At 66.4% G+C, this 14,350-nt stretch carries 12 protein-coding genes; 6 read left to right on the top strand and 6 right to left on the bottom strand.

Annotation, left to right across the window (positions count from 1 at the left end):
• The first annotated feature begins 55 nt into the window (after positions 1 to 55).
• The 3 genes from ASD75_RS03700 (at position 56) to ASD75_RS03690 (ending at position 3,138) form a co-directional block, all read left to right on the top strand.
• Positions 56 to 400, top strand: coding sequence for a DUF4212 domain-containing protein (locus ASD75_RS03700; RefSeq protein ID WP_056061890.1), 345 nt, complete (start codon positions 56 to 58; stop codon positions 398 to 400).
• Positions 393 to 2,489, top strand: a complete 2,097-nt coding sequence (locus ASD75_RS03695; RefSeq protein ID WP_056743323.1) for a VC_2705 family sodium/solute symporter — start codon at positions 393 to 395, stop codon at positions 2,487 to 2,489. Before ASD75_RS03700 ends, ASD75_RS03695 begins: the two co-directional genes overlap by 8 nt.
• A 124-nt stretch (positions 2,490 to 2,613) precedes the next feature.
• Complete coding sequence (locus tag ASD75_RS03690; protein WP_056061895.1) at positions 2,614 to 3,138, top strand: hypothetical protein; 525 nt, start codon at positions 2,614 to 2,616, stop codon at positions 3,136 to 3,138.
• A 143-nt stretch (positions 3,139 to 3,281) separates the two neighbouring features.
• Here the strand turns inward: ASD75_RS03690 and ASD75_RS03685 are convergent, their stop codons facing one another.
• From ASD75_RS03685 to ASD75_RS03675, 3 genes are all read right to left on the bottom strand, one after another.
• Positions 3,282 to 3,641 carry an FKBP-type peptidyl-prolyl cis-trans isomerase gene (locus ASD75_RS03685; protein ID WP_056061897.1) on the bottom strand — a complete coding sequence of 120 codons (360 nt, stop codon included), beginning with the start codon at positions 3,639 to 3,641 and terminating at the stop codon, positions 3,282 to 3,284.
• Between the two features lie 155 nt (positions 3,642 to 3,796).
• On the bottom strand, positions 3,797 to 4,105 hold the full coding sequence (locus ASD75_RS03680) for a helix-turn-helix domain-containing protein (RefSeq protein WP_015013381.1): 309 nt from the start codon (positions 4,103 to 4,105) through the stop codon (positions 3,797 to 3,799).
• Positions 4,106 to 4,310: 205 nt separating this feature from the next.
• Positions 4,311 to 5,213 (bottom strand): LysR family transcriptional regulator, encoded by a 903-nt coding sequence (locus ASD75_RS03675; RefSeq protein WP_056743321.1) that lies wholly within the window; start codon positions 5,211 to 5,213, stop codon positions 4,311 to 4,313.
• A gap of 118 nt (positions 5,214 to 5,331) precedes the next feature.
• Here ASD75_RS03675 and ASD75_RS03670 point away from each other — a divergent pair, with 118 nt between their 5' ends.
• From ASD75_RS03670 to ASD75_RS03660, 3 genes are all read left to right on the top strand, one after another.
• Positions 5,332 to 6,309 (top strand): hydroxymethylglutaryl-CoA lyase, encoded by a 978-nt coding sequence (locus ASD75_RS03670; RefSeq protein ID WP_200947557.1) that lies wholly within the window; start codon positions 5,332 to 5,334, stop codon positions 6,307 to 6,309.
• A gap of 23 nt (positions 6,310 to 6,332) precedes the next feature.
• Positions 6,333 to 7,547 carry a CaiB/BaiF CoA-transferase family protein gene (locus ASD75_RS03665; RefSeq protein ID WP_056743319.1) on the top strand — a complete coding sequence of 405 codons (1,215 nt, stop codon included), beginning with the start codon at positions 6,333 to 6,335 and terminating at the stop codon, positions 7,545 to 7,547.
• 105 nt (positions 7,548 to 7,652) lie between these two features.
• Entirely contained in the window at positions 7,653 to 8,663 is a 1,011-nt protein-coding gene (locus ASD75_RS03660) for a tripartite tricarboxylate transporter substrate binding protein (RefSeq protein WP_056743489.1), read from the top strand.
• Positions 8,664 to 8,866: 203 nt separating this feature from the next.
• Here ASD75_RS03660 and ASD75_RS03655 read toward each other — a convergent pair whose 3' ends face one another.
• The 3 genes from ASD75_RS03655 to rpoD all read right to left on the bottom strand — a co-directional run bounded on the left by ASD75_RS03655 (position 8,867) and on the right by rpoD (position 14,270).
• On the bottom strand, positions 8,867 to 10,450 hold the full coding sequence (locus ASD75_RS03655; protein ID WP_056743317.1) for a methyl-accepting chemotaxis protein: 1,584 nt from the start codon (positions 10,448 to 10,450) through the stop codon (positions 8,867 to 8,869).
• A 77-nt stretch (positions 10,451 to 10,527) separates the two neighbouring features.
• Positions 10,528 to 11,556 carry a tripartite tricarboxylate transporter substrate binding protein gene (locus ASD75_RS03650; RefSeq protein WP_056743315.1) on the bottom strand — a complete coding sequence of 343 codons (1,029 nt, stop codon included), beginning with the start codon at positions 11,554 to 11,556 and terminating at the stop codon, positions 10,528 to 10,530.
• A gap of 335 nt (positions 11,557 to 11,891) precedes the next feature.
• A complete protein-coding gene (gene rpoD, locus ASD75_RS03645; RefSeq protein ID WP_056061911.1) occupies positions 11,892 to 14,270 on the bottom strand; it encodes an RNA polymerase sigma factor RpoD in 2,379 nt (792 codons plus the stop codon).
• Positions 14,271 to 14,350: the final 80 nt, after the last annotated feature.

The following is a 14,350-nucleotide window of genomic DNA, read 5'->3' as shown; positions in this document are numbered from 1 at the left end:
GCTGCCATGTGCCAACTGCACCACCCGCCATCGCGTCCGTGATGCCGCGCCAGTGATGCCGTTGCAGCAGCCCGCTACCCGCCCCGCCGACGCCGAGATGGCGGGGCCGTTTCCCCCCGACTTGCACGACGTGCGCCACCTGTGGCTCAAAGCAGGTTTGCTCCTGCTGTGGGCCCTGGTGTCTTTTGGGGCCACCTACTTCGCCCGGGACCTGCAGGTACTGGTGGTGGGGGGCTGGCCTCTGGGCTACTGGATTGCGGCGCAGGGCGCTGTGCTGGTGTTCATCGCCATCGTGGTCGCCTACGGCTGGGCCATGAACCACTTTGAGCGGCAGGACCAGCAGCAACGCGAGGCATTGGAGCTTTCCGCCCCTCCCGCAGAAGACCGCGCCCATGGCTGAGCGCAAGCCAGGCAGCGCCGAGGCGGACCGCGCCTATCTGTGGCGGCTGCACCGTATTCTGGCGCTTTACGTGGCGGGGGTGCTGGGCTTTCTGGCACTGATGACCTGGGCTGAACACCAGGGGCTGTCGCGCCACTGGATCGGCCCGATTTTTCTGTTTCTCACCGTCATGGTGTACGCCGGCATCGGCGTGTACGGCCGCACGACGGACCCCGAGGACTACTACGTGGCAGGGCGGCGCATTCCGCCCATGTACAACGGCATGGCGACGGCGGCCGACTGGATGAGTGCGGCCTCGTTCATCAGTCTGTCGGGCGCGCTGTACCTGCAGGGCTTTTCGGGCACGCCGGGGCAGGCCGGTGGCCTGGCTTATCTGCTGGGGTGGACGGGGGGCTTTTGCCTGGTGGCCATGCTCATCGCCCCACACCTGCGCGCCATGGGCCTGTACACCGTGCCCGACTTTTTCCACGTGCGTTTTGGCGGGCGCTGGCCGCGTGTCATTGCCGCACTGGCGGCCGTGTTGTGCTCGTTCACTTACGTGGTGGCGCAGATCTACGGCGTGGGGCTGATTGCGTCGCGCCTCACCGGCGTGCAGTTCGAGATCGGCATCATGCTGGGCCTGGGCGGGGTGTTGTTGTGCTCATTCCTGGGCGGCATGCGGGCCATCACCTGGACGCAGGTGGCGCAGTATGTCGTGCTGCTGCTGGCGTTCATGATCCCGGTGTCGTGGCTGGCGTACAAGCAGCTGGGCAACCCGTTGGCGCCATTGGTATATGGCGCGCAGATCAGCAAGATTGCCGACCTGGAGGCACAGCTGCTCGACTCCCCGGCCGAACACCAAGTGGTGCAGGCTTACCTGCAGCGCGCCAAGGACTTCGAAGCGCGCCTGCAGGATGTGGATGCGGCCCTGGAGCGGGAACGCGAAAAGGGTCGTGAGCGCATCCGGGCCCTGCGTGCGCAGAATGCTGATGTGGGCCTGATCGTCTCCGCCAGCCGCGAGCTGGCGGCGCTGCCCCGCGATGCGGCAGCTGCCCGCGAGCGCTGGACCCGCGAAATGCGCGAGAACTACGAGCGCGCGCGCCCCCTGGGCGGGCTGCCGCCCCACAGCCAGGCCTATGCCGGCGACCCCCACGGCACTCCCGAGGAGCAACGCGACTACGAGCTCACGCGCCGTAATTTTCTGGCGCTGATGTTCTGCCTGATGGTGGGCACCGCCGGGCTGCCCCACCTGTTGACCCGCTACTACACATCGCCCACGGTGTCTGCGGCCCGTGCGTCGGTGGGCTGGTCGCTGTTTTTCATTGCACTGCTGTACCTCAGTGCGCCCGCGCTGGCGGTGCTGGTGAAGTTCGAGGTCATGCAGAACCTGGTGGGCAGCAGTTTCGAGGCCCTGCCCACCTGGATGGCCCAATGGGCGCGGGTGGACAGCTCGCTGCTGTCGGTCGAAGACGTGAACGGCGATGGCCTGATCCAGTTTGGCGAGATCCGGCTGGGGGCCGACCTCATCATGCTGGCCACGCCCGAACTGGGTGGGCTGCCGTATGTAGTGTCGGGCCTGGTGGCGGCAGGGGGCCTGGCAGCGGCGCTGTCCACGGCCGACGGCTTGCTGCTCACGATCAGCAATGCGCTCGTGCGCGACCTGTATTTTCAGGACACGCGCCGCCAGGCGTCGCCCGAGCAGCGGGTGATCCTGACCAAGTTCACGCTGCTCGCCGTGGCCTTGTCGGCAGCGTTTGTGGCGGCGCTCAAGCCGTCTGAAATCCTGCCCATGGTGTCGGCGTCTTTCTCGCTGGCGGCGTCGGCGTTTGTGCCGGTGATGGTGCTGGGCATCTTCTGGCGGGGCACCACGCGGCAAGGCGCAGTGGCGGGCATGCTGGGCGGGCTGGCCATCACGGTGTACTACATGCTGTCGCATGTGCCCGCCATGCAGGCGCTGCCGCGCTGGCTACTGGCCGATGGGTTGTGGTTCGGCATCCAGCCCATTTCGGCCGGGGTGTTTGGTGTGCCCTGTGGCCTGCTCGTTACCTTGGTGGTCAGCTGGATCACCCGGCCTGCACCTCCGCTGCCACGCATTCGCTCGGAGATGTGAGGGGTTGGCGCCGCGTGGGGGTTATGTGTAAACCCCGATTTGCAGAGGTGCCAAAACATGGGATTCTGGTTCGCAGGTGATAGCCTTGCGGCGTCCCCCGCGACTGCTCACTACTAGGAGACTCATGGTTCTCGTCAAAACCCCCGCAGGCCAGGAAGCACTCAAGGACCGTCACGGCAGCTTGAGCTCGCGCCAGCGCTCGGCCTTCATTCTTTTTGACGGCAAGCGCACCACGGGGGAGATTTTGGCGGCCACGGCGGCCATGGGCATCACGCAGGACGATGTGCAGGCCATGATCGCCCAGGGGCTGTTGGCGCCGGTGGGTGGGCAGATGACTGCCGCAGTCGTAGGCTCCGTTGCTGCCGGTGCACCCCTTGCCTCCGCCACGCTGGCAGAAGCTCCCGCCACCGATCTGGGCACGGTGGCGTCGCCCGTCGAAGGCTCGGGGCGTTCGCCCATGGAGCGCTACCAGGCGGCGTATCCCATCGCCACGGAGCTGACGGCGGCGCTGGGCTTGCGCGGGTTTCGCTTGAACCTCGCGGTGGAGGGCGCAGGCAGTTTTGAAGACCTGGCGGCACTGGCCCCCAAAATCCGGGAAGCGGTGGGTGATGCCAAGTTTGAGCGGCTGGACAAGGCGCTGTTTGATTGAGGCCCCGGGGTTCCGGACTGGTCTTGATGGATAGGAGCCTGAGGGCTCCCCAGCCACAGCCCGTTTGCAAGATGCGCGGGCATGAAAAAAGCGGCCCGAGGGCCGCTTCTGTTTTGCCGATGTGGACCGGAAGGGGGCTGAGATCAGCGGCCCACCTTGAGCAGTTCCACGTCGAACTTGAGCGTGGCGTTCGGGGGGATCACGCCGCCCGCACCGCGCGCACCGTAGCCCAGGGCGGCGGGGATGATCAGCGTGCGCTGGCCGCCGATCTTCATGCCCTGTACGCCTTCGTCCCAGCCCTTGATGACCATACCGGCGCCCAGTGCAAATTCAAAAGGGTCGTTGCGGTCGCGGCTGGAGTCGAACTTGGCACCTTGCTCACCGTTGTTGTACAGCCAGCCGGTGTAGTGCACCGACACGTTCTGGCCCTTGGTGGCTTCGGCGCCTTCGCCCACGGTGGTGTCTTCGTATTGCAGGCCGGATGCAGTGGTGGTCAGTGCCATGGGAGTTCCTTGTTTGCTATTAAAAATATAGCTTCAGGCGCATGTTTTGATTGCGCTTGAAGCTATTTTGATCCCTATTTTAACGAAAGCCCCGCGCGGAGGTCCGGCGGGGCTTTTCCCTGCGGGGCAGGGCGAGCAGGGGGAGGGAAGAGGGCTCAGGCCTTCTTGGCGCGGCCTGCGACCCAGCGGGTGGCAAAGGCCTGCACGTCCGACAGGCGCTTGAGCAGGTCAGCGCCCGAGGGGGTGACGGTGTAGCCGTCGCTGCCATGGTCCACAAAACCGGCTTCGCGCAGCTCTTTGATGCGGGTGTTGAGCGTGTTGGGGGTGATGCCACCCACGCTGTCCTGCAGCAGGCGGAACGTCTGGGGGTGGCCGTCCTTCAGGGCCCACAGCACGCGCAGCGCATAGCGGCATTCAAGTTTCTCGAAAAGCTGGTTGATGGAAGCATTTTCTTTGGAGCTCATGGACGCTTCTCCTCGCGCAAGTGTTGGATCTGGATTCAGTGCGGGTGGCCGTCAACCGGGCCCGCTGATGCGCTGAGACTATAGCGCGGAACCCATTTTGCTACAAGTTTAGTAGCTCAGAACGCACAGCACACATGCGCTAGTGGCGAAAAATACAATGTTGCGTATCAAACTGTTGCGACAGGGCCACGGTTTTCGGCCCCTGTCAGCTGCGCCCCAGCCCCGCCAGATGCGCGACCAGCAACTGGGCCGCGGGGGGCAGCCACTGGGCGCTGCGGTAGCAGATTGCAAAGCGCCGCTGGGCCCAGGGGTCGCTCAGCGGGACGATGCGCACCGGTGCCAACTGGGCAAACGGCTGGGCCACTTCGCGCGGCACCACGCTGATGGCGAGGTTGGCGCGCACCACCCGCAGGGCGGCGTCAAAGTTGGACACCAGCACGCGGTGGGCCAGCATTTTTCCCTCCACCGCAGCGGCACGCGCCAGCAGCACCTGCACTGCACTGAGCGCGGGCATGCTGACGAATTCGTGCTCCAGCACGTCGGCAAACCGCACGCTCTGCAGCTGGGCCACGGGGTGCGACTCGTGTGCCACCACAGCCAGGTGATCGCTGCGGTAGGCGCTGGTTTCCAGGCCCGACAGGTCGGCTGCGTCCCAGCAGATGCCGATGGAGGCGCTGCCGTCGCGCACGCCTTGCACCACGTCCGGGCTCACGCGTTCCTCCAGGCTGATCTGGATGTTGCGGTGTGCCGGGTCTTGCAGAAAGGCCGCCACATCGTCGGCCAGCGACTCGGCCATGACCGAGGCGGTGACCAGCATGCGCACATGGCCCCGGGTGCCGGTGGCGTAGGCCGCCATGTCGCGCTCGATCTGCCCTACGCTGGCCAGCATGGTGCGGGCATGCTCCAGCAGGGTCTCGCCGGCAGGCGTTGGCACCACGCCCCGGCGCTTGCGCAGCAGCAGCGGTGTGCCCACCGTGTCTTCCAGCTGCGTCAGCCGCTTGCTGATGGCCGAGCCCACGATGGACTCCTGCTCGGCCACACGCGCAATGCTGCGCTGTTCGCACACGGCGGCAAAGAGGCGCAGGGTCTGCAAGTCCAGGTCGCGCATGGCAAACCTCCAGGGCTGTGATATTCCGTTTGGGAATGTTACGGCTTGCGAGATGTATTTTCTGATTCATTCGGGAATTTTTAGAATCTTGTCCAGACCCATCCGAAAGAGACATCCCGTGCACACCTCACCGATCCCATCCGACCTGCAGCCCCCGGTGGCCCGCGCCATCGTCCGCGAAGTCGGCCTGCGCGACGGCCTGCAAAGCATCGCCACGGTGGTGTCCACCGCGCGCAAGATCGAATGGATCAACGCTGCCTACGCCGCCGGCCAGCGCGAGATCGAGGTGGGCTCCTTTGTGCCCGCCCGGCTGCTGCCCCAGCTGGCCGACACGGCCGAGGTCCTGGCCCACGCCAAAACGTTGCCCGGCCTGGTGGCCTCAGTGCTGGTGCCCAACATCAAAGGCGCCGAGCGCGCGCTGGAGCAGGGTGCCGACCTGATGATCGTGCCCCTGTCCGCCAGCCACGCCCACAGCCTGGCCAACCTGCGCAAGACCCCCGACGAGGTGGTGGCCGAGGTCGCGCGTATCCGATCACTGCGCGACGCGAGCGGCAGCCGCACCTTGATCGAAGGTGGTGTGGGCACGGCCTTTGGCTGCACCCTACAGGGCGAGGTGGCTGAGAGCGAAGTGCTGCGCCTGATGCAGGCGCTGCTGGATGCGGGCGCCGACCGCGTGAGCCTGGCCGACACCGTGGGCTATGCCGACCCGGCTGCGGTCGCCCGCCTGTTTGGCAAAGCGCGGGCGCTGGTGGGCGACCGCCTGGCCTGCGCGCACTTCCACGACACGCGCGGCATGGGCCTGGCCAATGTGTATGCCGCCTGGCAGGCAGGCATCACGCGCTTTGATGCCTGCCTGGCGGGCATCGGCGGCTGCCCGCACGCGCCGGGCGCCAGCGGCAATGTCACCACCGAAGACCTGGTGTTCATGCTGGAGCGCATGGGCATCGCCACCGGCATCGATGTGACTGCGCTGCTCGCGCTGCGCCAGCGCGTGGCCGGATGGCTGGCGGGCGAGACCCTGCATGGCACCCTCTGGCAGGCCGGGCTGCCGCAGAATGCCGCACCCGCCGTGCTGCGTGAAGCAGCAACGGCCTGAACCCCTTTCTGAACGCTCTGAACATGCACGACACATCCGCCCCTCTCTCGTCCCCCCGCCTGCCGCTGGAAGGCCTGCGCGTGGTGGAGTTCACCCACATGGTCATGGGCCCCACCTGCGGCATGGTGCTGGCCGACCTGGGTGCCGAGGTCATCAAGGTCGAGCCGGTGGACGGCGACCGCACCCGCCACCTGCTGGGCGCGGGCGCGGGCTTCTTCCCCATGTTCAACCGCAACAAGAAGAGCATTGCGCTCGACCTGCGCAGCCCCGAGGGCCTGGCGGTGGCGCGCAAGCTGGCCGCATCGGCCGACGTGGTGGCGCAAAACTTCAAGCCCGGCGTGATGACCAAATACGGCCTGGACTATGCCGCGCTGAGCCAGGTCAACCCGCGCCTCATCTACGTCAACCACACCGGCTTCTTGCCCGGCCCGTACGAGCACCGCACGGCGCTGGACGAGGTAGTGCAGATGATGGGCGGCCTGGCCTACATGACCGGCCGCCCCGGCGACCCGCTGCGCGCGGGCAGCAGCGTGAACGACATCATGGGCGGCATGTTCGGCGCGATCGGTGCGATGGCGGCGCTGATGCAGCGCGGCATCACCGGGCGCGGGCAGGAGGTGGACTCGGCCCTGTTCGAGAACAACGTGTTCCTGGTCGGCCAGCACATGATGCAGTACGCCGTCACCGGAAAACCGGCCGCGCCCATGCCCGACCGCATCTCGTCCTGGGCCGTGTACGACGTGTTCAGCGTGAAGGACGGCGGGCAGATCTTTTTGGCCGCCGTGAGCGATGCGCAGTGGCAGACCTTCTGCGACGCCATGGGCTATGCCGATCTGAAGGCCGACACCGGCCTGGCCACCAACAACGACCGCGTGCGCGCCCGCCCCACGCTGATGCCGGTGCTGCGCGAGCGGCTGGCGCAGCACACGGCCGATGAACTGGCCGCGATCTTCGAACGCCACGGCCTGCCGTTTGCACCCATCCGCCGGCCCGAAGAACTGTTTGACGACCCGCACCTGCAAGCCACGGGGGGCCTCGCCGACATCACGCTGCCCGATGGCGAACGTGCCGGGCAGACCGCGCAGATCACGCTGATGCCGCTGCGCATGGACGGCCAGCGGCTCGATGTGCGCTGCGACCCGCCGCGCCTGGGCCAGCACACGGCCGAGCTGCTGCAGGGTCTGGGCTACACGGCCGATGAAGTGACCGCGCTGCAGGCCACCGGGGCCATTGCCTGATTTTTCCTTGACGACCGGGGCAACCCACGCGGCGCAGACCGCAGGCCCCGGATTCCAACCCCACTACCGGAGACAACCGTGCCCCAGCCCACCCCTGCTTTTGACATGGACCGCATCGCGCCCGCCCGCCATGGCGTGCTCACGCGCCGCCAGGCGCTGGCCACCGGCGCGGCCGCGCTGGGCGCCGCAGCCTGGGGCCTGCCCCGCATGGCGCGTGCCCAGGGTGACGGCAAGCCGCTGCGCGTGATCCTGCCGCTGTCGGCGGGCTCGGGGGCCGACGGCGCCATCCGCGCCATCAGCACCAGCCTGGCCAAGGCGCTGGGCCAGCCGGTGGTCATCGAGAACCTGCCGGGCGCGGGTGGCATCACCGGCACCACGCAAATCGTGCGCGCACCCAAGGACGGCTCGGTGATCGGCGTGGTGTCCAACAACCACGTGGTCAACCCCAGCGTGTACAAGAACATTCCGTTCGACTCGCTGGCCGACATCACCCCCATCACCATCCTGGGTGCCACGCCGTTTGTGCTGGTCGCGCACCCTGCGGTGCCCGCCAAGACGGTGCAGGAGCTGATCGCGCTGGCCAAGTCCAAACCCGGCGTGCTCAATTATGGCTCGTCGGGCAACGGCACCATCCTGCACCTGGGCGCGGCCATGTTCGTGGACCAGGCCAAGATCGACATCAAGCACATCCCCTACCGGGGCATGGGCCCGCTGATGAACGACATCCTGGGCGGGCAGGTGCAGCTGGGGGTGGTGGCCGTGGCACCGGCGGCTGCGCACATCAAGGCAGGCGCCTTGCGGGCCCTGGGGGTGACCACGGCCACCCGCGTGGCGGCACTGCCGGGCGTACCCACCATGGCCGAGCAAGGCCTGCCGGGCTATGAGCTGGACGGGTGGATCGCCCCTGTGGCGCCTGCGGGCCTGCCCAAGGCCGAGCTGGCGCGGCTGTACAGCGGCTTCAAGGCCGCCATGGAGATGCCCGAGGCCCGTGATGCGCTGATTGCGCAGGGCTACGAGATCAAGCTCACGCCGCCCGAGCCGGCCGCCGCCTTCTTCCGCAGCGAAGCAGTGCGCATGGCGCAGGTGGTGAAGAACGCGAACGTGAAGATCGACTGACGCAGCGCAGGGGTCTGCCTGCAGCGTGTTTTCGCGCAGCAACAGGCAGGCTTTGAGGGTTTTCGGGCGATTGCGCTAGTGCAATATGCCTGAGCAGCTATCTTATTGATAGCATTTGCATGGCCGCCGTGGCCCTGCGCCCGCAGGGCTGCGGTGCCATCGCGGGGGCGGCGTGATGCACAACTGCCTTGCGGCAACCCGCGTCAGGCGCGCGGCGCGGGGAGCGCGGGGTGGGCGGGATGGGCGTTGCGCAGGCGGAACACCTCCACGGCCTCCACCAGTTGCTGCGCTTGCCCGCTCAGGCTGCCTGCGGCAGCGGCGCTTTCTTCGACCAGGGCGGCGTTCTGCTGTGTCGCCTCGTCCATGCGCACGATGGCCTGCGTCACGCGCAGCATGTCGCTGGTCTGTGCGGCGCTGGCCTGGCTGATCTCTTCCATCAGCGCGCTCACACCCTGGATGGACGACACCACCTCGGCCATGGTGGTGCCTGCATTGCGCGCCAGATCCGAGCCGGCCTGCACGCGCTCCACGCTGGTCTGGATGAGCTGCTTGATCTCCCGTGCGGCGCTGGCGCTGCGGGTGGCGAGGTTGCGCACCTCGCTGGCCACCACGGCAAAGCCCCGGCCCTGTTCACCGGCGCGCGCGGCCTCGACGGCGGCATTGAGCGCGAGGATGTTGGTCTGGAATGCGATGCCGTCGATGACGCCAATGATGTCGGCAATGCGGCGCGAGCTGTCCTGGATGCCCTGCACCACCTCCACCATCTGCGTGACCACGTCACCCCCCCGCTGCGCCACAGTGGCGCCGTTGCGCGCCAGCTCGTTCGCGCGCTGGGCGTTGGAGGCGTTCTGCTGCACCGTGGATTGCAGCTGCTGCATCGACGAGGTGGTTTCGTCCAGCGACGATGCCTGCTCTTCGGTGCGCATGCTCAGGTCGGCATTGCCCTGCGCAATTTCGGCACTGGCGCTGGCCACGCCCTCGGCATTGCTGCGCACGCCAGAGACCACGTTTTCCAGGTTGTCCTGCATGGCGCGCAACGCCTCCAGCAGGCGCGCAGGTTCATCCTTGCCCTCCACCTCGATGCGGGTGGTGAGATCGCCCGCCGCCACCTTGTGCGCTACCGACACTGCCACTCCCAGGGGGCGCACCACCGAGCGGGTGAGCAGCCAGCCCGCGCAGGCGCCCAGCGCCGTGACCAGTGCAAGTGCCACCAGGCTGCTGAACAGTGCGCGCCGGGCGTCCTGCGCAGCCTCCTGGGCGATGGCCGCACTGCTGGCGGCCACCTGCTGGCTCAGCTCGGTGAGCAGCTTGGCCGGGCCCTGGTCGATGTCGGCCACGTCCGCATCACCCGCCGAGGGCACAAAGCCCAGCGACTGGAACACCTCAAAGCCCTTGCGGTAGCCCTGCGCCATCTGGGCGTGGGCCTGGGTGAACTTTTGCAGCGCCGCCTTTTCCTGCGCGTCGGTCAGCTGGGGCTCCAGCGCCTTGGCCGCATCGGCCACCCGTTTTTCACTGGCCTGGAAGGCGTTCCAGTGCAACTCGCGCTTGCGCGAGTCCTCGCCCCGCAGCAGGGTGTTCTTCCACTCCAGCACCTGGGTCTTGAACTCGCTTTCCATGCGGCTCACGGCGCGCTCCTGCGCTACGCGCTGTTGCACCGTGGTGTCGTAGGTGCCGAGCGTTTGGTACAGAGCCGCAATGCCGAACAGCGCGGCCCCCAGCAGCAGGGCCAGCACCAGGCCCAGGGCCGTGGCCATGCGTGCGCCGATGGAGTAGTTGGACATTTTCATCAGAGGCTCCAAAGGTTCTGCAGCGGGCCGGTCGGCTGGTGCTCAGAGGCGCTTGCGGCGGGGGTGTTCAGACCTTCTCAGGCCTTCAGCTTGAGCAGGTACACCATCACGCGGGCGGTTGTGAGGTCCAGTTCCATGAACTCTGCCAAATCCTTGCCGGTGAGCCAAGAGGGTTCCCACCGGTTCTGCTTGAGCGTGCGCAGCCAGGATTCGTGGCGGGTGGCGGCCTCGACGGCGGCCAGCATCTCCGCCGTGCGTGCGGCGGACACGCCCTTGCCGGTGAACACACCGCGCCAGTTCGCCATCACGGCATCCAGCCCTTGTTCGCGGAACGACGGCAGGCCAAAGACGCTGCGGCGCGACGACACGCCCACGGCGCGCAGCTTGCCGCTGGCAATGGCATCGTTGAACTCGCTGTAGCCCGACAAACCCAGGGCCGCGTTGCCCGACAGCACGGCCTCGACCACCTCGGCACCGCCAGGGAAGGGCTTGTAGACCAGCCCCTCCGGGTTGGCCTTGGCGGCGCGGGCCAGCACGCCTGCATAGATGTGGTCCACACCACCGGCCGAACCGCCGGCAATCGGCACGGTCTTGAGGTCGGCGCGCAGCGCATCGGCGAGGTCCTTGGTGGTCTTGATGGGCGAGTTGGCGGCCACTGCGGCCACCAGGTAGTCGCTGGTGAGTCGCGCCAGGGGCTGGATCTGTGTCATGTCCACTGCAGGCTTTTGCAGCGCAACTGCGCCCACCATCACCATGCCACCCATCAGCAGCGTGTTGGGGTCGTTGCTGTACTTTTCGGCGTATTTGGCCAGGCCGATGGTGCCGCCCTTGCCACCGATGTTTTCGTATTCCACCTGGTCCGCAGCGCCGGCTGCGACCATGGCTGCTCCGAGGGCTCGGCCTGTCTGGTCCCAGCCGCCACCGGCATTGGCAGGGATCACGATGCGCACGGCGCCCGCCAGCTTGGCAGGCTTGGCGGCTGCAGGGGCAGGACGGGCTGCTGTCGCAGCGCTCTGCGCCCAGGCGGAGGGGCCGAGCGCAGTCCAGGCCAGGGCGGTCGCAACGGATTGGGCAAGGGCACGGCGGCGGTCGATGGCTGCAGACATGGAAAGTCCTTTGACAAGAGGGAAGGCAGGAAGGGCGTCGGGAACCAGATCTCAGGCCGCTGCGGGAGCGCCCTGACTGGGTTGCTTGCGCGTTGCCACGCCGAAGCAACGCAGTCAGCCTGTGGCGGCATGCACAGGGAAGGGACCTGCGCACCACCTGGGCTGCGCGCAATGGTCGCCAGCCAAGCTGTCAGTCTGCTGTCGCTGGCATCAGGGTAAACACGGGGTTTATGGCCCCGTGCAGAGCGGTGCGCCGATCAGCGCACCATGAAAAACGCCCTGCGCCGCAGGTGCGGGGCAGGGCGTTGGATCCAGTAAAGGCTGGGTCGCGAGGCTTACAGCGAGTCGATGAAGCTGCGCAGCTTGTCAGAGCGGCTGGGGTGCTTGAGCTTGCGCAGCGCCTTGGCTTCTATTTGGCGAATGCGCTCGCGGGTCACGTCGAATTGCTTGCCCACTTCTTCCAGCGTGTGGTCGCTGGTCATCTCGATACCGAAGCGCATGCGCAGCACCTTGGCTTCGCGCGGCGTGAGGCCGTCCAGGATGTCCTTGACCACGTCGCGCAGGCCGGCCTGCATGGCGGCTTCGATAGGCGCGGTGTTGGCACCGTCCTCGATGAAGTCGCCCAGGTGGCTGTCGTCGTCGTCGCCGATCGGCGTTTCCATGGAGATCGGCTCCTTGGCGATCTTCATGATCTTGCGGATCTTGTCCTCGGGGATCTCCATCTTGGCCGCCAGGATGGACGCATCGGGCTCGAAACCAAACTCTTGCAAGTGCTGGCGGCTGATGCGGTTCATCTTGTTGATCGTCTCGATCATGTGCACCGGGATACGGATGGTGCGCGCCTGGTCGGCGATCGAGCGGGTGATGGCCTGGCGAATCCACCAGGTGGCGTACGTCGAGAACTTGTAGCCCCGGCGGTATTCGAACTTGTCCACCGCCTTCATCAGGCCGATGTTGCCTTCCTGGATCAAGTCGAGGAATTGGAGGCCACGGTTGGTGTACTTCTTGGCGATCGAGATCACGAGGCGCAGGTTGGCCTCGATCATTTCCTTCTTGGCATCGCGCGAGGTGGCTTCACCTTCGTTCATGCGCTTGTTGATGCCTTTGAGCTCGGCCAACGGCACGACCACGCGCGACTGCAGGTCGATCAGCTTTTGCTGCAGGTCCTGGATGGGCGGGATGTTGCGCGCGATCACGGCCGACCAGGGCTTGCCGGCGGTGGCCTGCTTCTCGACCCATTGCAGGTTCAGCAGGTTGGGCGGGAAGTCCTTGATGAAGGTCTCCTGGGGCATGCCGCACTTGTCCACGATGATGCGGCGCAGCTCGCGTTCCTTCTTGCGCACGTCGTCCACCTGGCCGCGCACCATGTCGCACAGCTTCTCGATGGTCTTGGCGGTGAAGCGGATGGTCATCAGCTCGGCCGACAAAGCGGCTTGTGCTTTGACATAGGCGGGCGTGCCGTAGCCTTCCTTGTCGTAGACCTTGTGCACTTTTTCGAACAGCTCGCGCAGCTTGTCGAAGCGCTCCAGTGCCTGCTTCTTGAGTTCTTCCAGCTTCTTGGTCAGCGCCTTGGAGCCGCCCTTGCCGTCGTCGTCATCGGCCTCGTCGAACTCGTCGAAGTCTTCTTCGGCCACATAGTCGTCGGCCTCGTTGGGGTTGGAGAAGCCGTCCACGATGGTCGAGATGACGACCTTGCCCTCGCGGATCTCCTCGCCCATGTTGAGGATCTCGGCGATGGTGGCGGGCGATGCGCTGATCGCCTCCATCATGGCCATCAGGCCGCCTTCGATGCGCTTGGCGATTTCGATTTCGCCTTCGCGGGTCAGCAGCTCCACGGTGCCCATTTCGCGCATGTACATGCGCACGGGGTCGGTGGTACGGCCGAATTCCGAGTCCACGGTGGACAGCGCGGCTTCGGCGGCTTCTTCGGCTTCTTCCTCGGTGGCGCCAGCGGGAGCGTTGTCCGTGATGATCAGCGCTTCGGCATCGGGCGTCTGCTCGTACACCGCCACGCCCAGGTCGTTCAGGGTGGTGATGACGGCTTCGAGGGTTTCGGCATCGACCAGCTTGTCGGGCAAGTGGTCGTTGATTTCCACGTGCGTGAGGTAGCCGCGGGTCTTGCCCAGCTTGATCAGGGCCTTCAGGCGCTGGCGGCGCTTTTGCATGTCCTCTTCGGACAGGACGGTTTCGTCCAGGCCGAATTCCTTCATCAAGGCGCGTTCCTTGGCCTTGCTGATCTTCATGCGCAGGGGCTTGACCTTCTCGACCGTGGCGGCTGCCTCGGGGGTCTCTTCGATCTCGCCTTCGAGATCGGCCTCGATGTCCGACAGGTCGGTATCGTCCACGCTCTCATCGCCACCGGCGGCTGCCTTGGGCTTGCGGCCACGCTTGGCGGGGGCCTTGGCTTCGGCAGCACCAGCGGCCTTGGCGGGGCGGCCAGGCTTTTTCTTGGGTGCTTCTTCGTCGTCGGCGGCTGCGGCGACGGCCTTGGCGCGGGCAGGTTTCTTCTTCAGCAACTCATCGGCAGCTTTGATCAGCTCGGCGGTACTTTTCACGGGCACAGTTTTCACTTTCTTGGCGACCGGGGCGGGCGCGGCGGCAGCGGCCTTTTTGGGGGCCGCCTTGGCCGGCGCTTTGGCCGCGGTTTTGGAGACAGCCTTTGCGGCGGTGCCTGAGGCAGACTTGGGCGACTTCGCGGACTTTTGAGCGGGCATGGAGCAACCTCAGAATCAAAAACGGACACAAAGAAAACGCAAGCGCCTCAGATCCCGGCGCGGGTGGCAACGCAAAGCAA

Origin of the sequence: Acidovorax sp. Root568, from assembly GCF_001427445.1 — a bacterium.
In the GTDB taxonomy this organism is placed as follows: Bacteria; Pseudomonadota; Gammaproteobacteria; order Burkholderiales; family Burkholderiaceae_C; genus Acidovorax; species Acidovorax delafieldii.
The sequence above is the reverse complement of the archived record's forward strand: the minus strand, read 5'-3'. Positions and strand labels throughout refer to the sequence as shown.